At 66.0% G+C, this 6,445-nt stretch carries 5 protein-coding genes; all 5 read right to left on the bottom strand.

What is annotated here, in order from left to right; genetic code table 11:
* Positions 1-13: 13 nt before the first annotated feature.
* Positions 14-967 (bottom strand): glutamate--tRNA ligase family protein, encoded by a 954-nt coding sequence (locus tag ACIQ51_RS07680; protein WP_396204446.1) that lies wholly within the window; start codon positions 965-967, stop codon positions 14-16.
* Positions 968-1,258: 291 nt separating this feature from the next.
* Complete coding sequence (gspG, locus tag ACIQ51_RS07685) at positions 1,259-1,756, bottom strand: type II secretion system major pseudopilin GspG (protein WP_396204447.1); 498 nt, start codon at positions 1,754-1,756, stop codon at positions 1,259-1,261.
* Between the two features lie 2 nt (positions 1,757-1,758).
* Positions 1,759-2,292 carry an SH3 domain-containing protein gene (locus ACIQ51_RS07690; RefSeq protein WP_396204448.1) on the bottom strand — a complete coding sequence of 178 codons (534 nt, stop codon included), beginning with the start codon at positions 2,290-2,292 and terminating at the stop codon, positions 1,759-1,761.
* Between the two features lie 394 nt (positions 2,293-2,686).
* Positions 2,687-4,078, bottom strand: a complete 1,392-nt coding sequence (locus ACIQ51_RS07695) for a hypothetical protein (RefSeq protein ID WP_396204449.1) — start codon at positions 4,076-4,078, stop codon at positions 2,687-2,689.
* Positions 4,079-4,089: 11 nt separating this feature from the next.
* Positions 4,090-6,445: TonB-dependent receptor domain-containing protein (locus ACIQ51_RS07700; RefSeq protein WP_396204450.1), on the bottom strand; the 2,356-nt coding region annotated here is incomplete at its 5' end.

Raw genomic sequence — 6,445 nt, forward strand, 5'->3', positions numbered from 1 at the left:
ACGAGTACCCCGCTCACGTGAACATTGCCGCCACGTCGTTGGCGGCAATGCTTCGCGGCTCGCGCTGCAGCCCGGCGCGATACGCCGCCTCCCCCAGCAGGGCGGGAGCCGTCGCCCCGGCGGCCCGTAACTCACGCAGTGCCGTGTCCTGCCCGGCCTTGCTCAACTTGCTCCCGTCGGGATGCACGAGCAGCGTGTGATGGAGGTACTGTGGCGCCTCCGTACGTCCCAGCAGCGCGGCGAGCTGCAGCTGGCGCCCCGTGCTGGCCAACAGATCCTCGCCGCGAATCACCACGTCGATCGCGTGCGTCAGATCGTCGACGGTGACGGCGAACTGATACGTCCACTGCGCATGGCGATCACGCACGAGCAAATCGCCGCACTGCTGTGCCGGTGTGTGCTGCAGTGCCCCCAACCGGAGATCGTGGAACGACACGGTGCTCTCCGCCAGTCGCACGCGCTGGGCGAACGACTCAAGCGGCGATACCGACTGCTGCGCGCACGTGCCGGGGTAGCGTGGCTCGTCACCGGCCGCGTGGGGCACGAGGCGCGCGATGTCGCGTCGGGTGCAGCGGCAGGGGTACGCTAGACCACGGGCATCGAGCTGCCCGAGTGCCGCGACATAGCGCGCCTCCTGATCCGACTGCCGAGCGGCGTGCGGCCCCGCGCGGCGAAAGGAATCCGTCTCGAAACAGTCGGGCGCGAACCCCAGCCAATCGAGATCATCAAGGAGTGCCTGCTCGTACTCGGGGCGGCAGCGCGTGCGATCGTGATCCTCGATACGCAGCAATACCTCACCGCCGTGTGCGCGGGCGATCCCCCACACATGCATCGCGTTGACCAGGTGGCCAAGGTGGAGCAGCCCCGTCGGCGCCGGCGCAAACCGCGTGCGCCAGCGACGGCGGGGCAACGACTGCGCGAGCGTGGTGCGCCAATGGGGGACAGCACGGTCCGGCGAGAGCATCATCCCTCACGCTAGCGCGCTCACCGATTCGCTTCAACCGTCGACAGCCCTGCAGCACCGGACGTTGCCAGCAGCTGGGCGATCGTCGTCTGCTCGAACCGCGCCGCGGCATGTTCAGCCGTGGCTGAGAGCATGGCAGGGTCGGAACGACGCTCAACCACACCGCATGACGCCCTGAGATTCGCGGTGTTCTTTCACGAAGCACGTCGGGGATTCGGAGGCACTTCCCTTTCCGCACCCGACACCTGCGTCCGATGTTCCCCTAGCGGACGGCGCCTGCCACCCGGAGCGACCCTACTTCCAACTCAGGATATCCGTGTTGTCGCCGTCGCCGCCGGGCTGCCCGTCGGCACCGTAACTCGCGAGATCGAAGCCGGTGGGATTGGCCTTCCCCGGCGAGACGTACACATAGGGGCGACCCCACGGATCGTCCGGGATCGCCTTGCGCACGTACGGCTCACGCCAGTTGCCGGGCGGATCGATCGTGGGCTTCTCCCAGAGCGCGTTCAGCCCCTGCGCGCTGGTGGGATAGCGTCCGTTGTCCAGACGATAACCGTCGAGCGACGTGGCCAGACTTTCAATCTGGGCGCGGGCGGTGGCCACCTTCGCATCGTCGACATTGCGGAAGAGACTGGGCGCAACGAACGTGGCGAGCAGGGCGATCACCACGATTACCACCATGACTTCGAGCAACGTGAAGCCGGTGATCCGGCGCCGTCTGCCGACACACCTACGGTGCGCGCGTATGGAGGGCGTCCGCGTGGCGGGCGTCGCGGAAGGCGAACATCCCACGCTTATTCCCCGCTCTTGCGCAGGCTGTCGGACTCGAAGAGCCGAGGATCCACCCACCCGCGTACACCGGGGGCGCTCACCTGCCGCCAGCCGGCGCGATCAGTGCCCAGCATCGCCCGCGTGGCCGGTTTGATAACCCCGACCACCTCGCCGGCGCGGCCGGCGTTGTTGCGCACGTTGACCCACGTACGCGCGACGGCGGGCACCCAGGTGATGCTGTGGTCCACGCGCGCCACGCTGGTGTCGACGCCAGACGGGGCGACCGCGGCCTCGGGCCGCGGCGATGCGTCAGCGTCTGTGTCGCGCGAGTCGCCAATCGCCAGGGCGGCAGGTGACCGGCCTCCACCATACCCACCGAAACCGTCAGCACCAGCGAGGTCCCGCATCTTCGGGGCGTAGCGCCAGGCGCCGCCAACCGCGGTGAACATCAAGGCCACCGCGGCGGCACGGCGCAGCACGCTCGTCGACACCGTCGGCCACGTGATCCCGCTTGGCACGTCGCCACACCAATGACACGACGCATCAATACGGTGCATGATGCCGCACGATCGGCAACGCCTGAGCGCCACGCGGTTTCCGCGCGCATCTTTCATGTCGAACGGGTGCGAGCACTTGGGGCACTGCGTCGACGCGACGAGTGCCTTGGCCCCACACGCGGTGCAACGGATGAAGGCCATGACGTGACGGCCGGGCGGGAGAGCGTGGTGGTCGGTGGCCGACAGACGCCGACAGAGGACTGACGGCGCTGCGGGGGATGCGTAACGATTGGTGGCGGTCCAGCTTTGCGCTACGTGACAGCGAGCAAACAGCCACGATTGGTTTTCCTTTTTTTGGAAACCAACGGCCCAGGCCACCCGCAAACAGCCACGCGCCCCTGCACCGGTTACGATGCAGGGGCGCGTGGTCACTCCAGCCGAAGACCCAAAGGGCTTACGGGTTGCGATCCGTGCACCCCGTGAAGTTCGGATTGTTCTGCTCGGGCTGCGTGACCGGAAGATTCACGTCGCGGCCGTAGCTGCCGCCCTTGTAATGGATCCCCTGCGGAAACACCGTCGCTTCGGTCCGGCCGTACTGCCGGATGAGGCGGCGCATGTCACCAAGACGCTGGCCACGGCTGAAGGTCCAGAACGCCTTCTCCCGGAAATGAAGGTTCACGCGCGCCTCGTCCGTACCCGGATCGGTGAGCTGGGGCATCGCCACCGGCTGAATTTCGCCGAGCTTGGGCGGCGCCAACCGGAGCGCGTTGTGAATGGCCAACCACTGTGTGACGTTACCGGCGCGCAGTGCTACTTCCGCTTCGATCATCCGCGCATCGACGCCGTTCACCACATCGACCGCCGTCAGCTGCTGCCACATGCCGGTCGTGCGCGTGTAGGTCTGCCCGTCCTGTCCGTTGATCGCCCCGCTGGTGGGGATCGTTACGGGCAGTCGCGGATCACGCGCCGACGCGAACGGAATGGCGTTGGTGACGCGGATGTTGCGCGAGTTGCCTTCCACACTGTCTCCCACGCTGTAGCGGCGGGAGCTGAGCCCCTGTCCCCACAGGGTGTTGGAGCTCGTGGTGAGCGAGAAGGTGTGCGCGTAGGTGAAGCTGGTGGGCAGCCCCGCGACCAGCGTGCCGGCCCCGCTGAAGTCGCCGAGCGCCAGCGCCACGCGTGCACGTACGACGCGAATCGACCGATTCATCAGCACGCTCTGCGCATCGGCCCCGTTGGCGAACGCCAACCCGCTATCGAGCGAAGCCGCCGCCAGCTGGAACACCTGCGTGGTGTTCTTGGGCTGACCGTTCTCCGGCGGATTCGACAACGGATTATTGGGGATCGGGATACCGTTGCAGAAATCGAGTGCCAGCTGCATCTCAGCAAATCCACGCGCCAGGTACATCTCCGCGATCAGCGCCCGCGAATTGGGGCTGAACTTGCGGAGTGATTCGATCGCTTCGTAGGCACGGGTGCGTGTGCGGTACAGATTGCGCAGCATGCCCGTCACCGACGAGTTGATCAGCTGGATCTGCCGCTGATCGGTCTCGTCGTTCTGGATGAACGTGGAACTGGTCGACCACTCATCCGCGAGCAGCCCGCCGAAGAGCCAGGTGCTCTCACCCCCGCCCGTGATGGACCGGAAGGTGCCGATCGTACCGTTGCCGAGGGCAATGGCACCGTCGGCCCGCTCGAGATCGGCGGGAAAGATGATGTCGGGATCCGTCACGCCGAGCAGGCGGTCATTCGCCTGTTGGCATGCCGTGAGCGAGAGGGCACCAGCCGCAAGCATCGCCGCGGAACGCCCCAGCGAGCGCCGGCCCAGGAATCGTGTAGGTGTCATGGGTCGGTTCCTCAGAATCCGATGTTGATGCGCGTGATGAAATAGCTCGGCGGGCCCACGGTCTGGAACTCGCTTGGCGCGTCGGTACCATTGGTCGTGTTGAAGCCCGACTCCGGATCGGTCCCGCGGTAGTTGGTCCACAGCTTCAGGTTACGAGCGGAGACCACCAGCGACAGCGAGCGGCCGCGCACAAGGCGCTTGGCCAGCGAGTTGGAGAACGTCCACTGCGCCGACACTTCGCGCAGGCGCACGAAGGCGCCGGACTGCAGGAACCCATCGAGCGTACGCGCCGGATGTTCGTTGGCGGCGATGTTGGTGGCCTGATCCACGAACTCGGCATTCAGGTTGAGACGCCCCGAGCAGTTCGGGCGCGTGCACCGGATGCGCTCCGTGTTGTTGTACCAGAGACCGCCGCTCCGCCAGTCCCACATGCTCTGCACGCGCAACTGCTTCTTGAACAGGTCGAAGCCGTTGACCAGCGTCGTCATGTAGCGCGGCGTGGAGTAACCACGGAAGATCACCGAGTCGCCCACGAACACTTCGTTGCGCGCGGCATCCGCGAAGTAGGTGAGCAGCCCGTCACCGTTCTTGTCGTCCCATCCGAGGATCGGACGCTCCCAGTATCCGCCAATGGGATAGCCGGCCACCGTACGGGTCGGGAGTCCGAGCTGAGGGGGCGTGTCGCCGAGCGACACGACCTTGTTGTCGTTCGACGAGAACGCGATGTTGGCATCCCACCCGAACTGCTCGCGCTGCACCAGCTGCGCATTGAGCGAGACTTCGACGCCGGCATTCTTCACCGATCCGAGGTTGCGCAGCTGCGACGCCACCGAGCCGAACGACGGCGGCAGCACTGCGCTGATGAGCGCGTCGGTCGTGATCTTGTTGTAGTACGTGAAATCCAGGCTCACGCGCTGGCTGAACATCTGGGTTTCGAAGCCCATCTCGTGTTCGGCCGAGCGTTCCGGACGGAGGTTCGCATTACCGAGCGCTCCCTGCACCACGGTGGGCTGCTCGGTGTTGGCGATGCTGGTGATGTCCGCGTTGTAGAAGAACAGGGCATCGTTGGGGCCCGGCTGCACGCCCGACTGGCCGTATGCGTAGCGAAGCCGAAAGGTGTTGATGAACGACGGCGCCTTCCACCAGTCTTCCTGCGAGATCAGGTACGACAGCGACGCCTTGGGGTACACGATGCTCTGGAAATTCGTACCGAAGGCGGAGTTCTGATCGCTGCGTACAGCCGCCGTGAGGAACAGGCGGTCACGCCACGCGAGCGACTGTTCGATGAACGATCCGAACGTCTTGGTTTCCGTGGTCCCCTCACCCACGCTGAGCTGCGTGCCGGAGCTCACGTTCTGCGAGCCGGGGGCCAACTGCTGCGAGCCCGTCGTCGCACTCGAGGAGCGGAAGCCGATGTACTGCGCACCGACCGTGGTCTTGTGCTGGAACCCGAACTTCTCGTACGTGGCCGTCGCGCCGAGGTCGACGGTGAAGTTGTTGAGCAGGACACGATTGATGCCGCGCGACCCGAAGCGGGTGGTGGCGGTCAGCGGCGGCCCCTCACCGCGGAAGAGCAGGTTTTCGTCATTGCGGCCGGTCCAGTCGTTGCCGACCGCCGCGCGCGTGGCGAGCCACGACGTGGGGCGATAGTTGGCCTGTCCCGACCAGATGAAGCGATTGACCGCCTGCTCCGTCTTTTCCGCCCACATGTAGCCGGGCGTCCAGGCGCGGTAGCCGTTGAGCGGCGTGCCGAGGCCCGAGACGTTGCCGTTGTCGCGCGTGCCCGGACCACCGAAGAGGTGCGAGCCGAGACCGGCCGTGGCGTTGGACTCGAGCGAGTAGCGCTGCGCGATGTTGATGAAGTTGGTCGACATCGCTACGTCGAGCTTGGGATTCAGCTGGGCGTTGACGTTGGAGCGCAGCGACCGACGCAGCATGGTGTTGGGGCGTTCCGTCCACGGGCGGATCGGGATGCCGGTGGAATCCATACGCTGGCGCTCGAACTGGGGCAGTTCGAGAAGGCCGATTTCGTTTTCGTCTTCGGCGGAGAGGAAGTAGCGCACGGCCTCGGTCCCGCCGGAGACCTGCACACCGGCCTGGCGGCGGTTACCGGTGGAGACCGGGGTGAGGTCCTTCTCGTCGAAGATGTTGAGCGAGCTGGTGGAATCGGCGGTGCACTGCCCGAGCCCTACGCGCTGGAGATTGCAGAACGTCCGCGACGAGACGGTTTCGCCCGGACGCTTGCCCCAGAGTGAGTACGCGGCGGGATAGAAGTTGCGGTCGTAGACCGTTCCCCCTTCGCCATAGACGGTCCAGCGCGCCGCACCGGCGCGTCCCTTCTTGGTGGTCACGAGGATCACGCCGTTT

This window comes from Gemmatimonas sp., assembly GCF_044344655.1.
Classification (GTDB): Bacteria; Gemmatimonadota; Gemmatimonadetes; order Gemmatimonadales; family Gemmatimonadaceae; genus Gemmatimonas.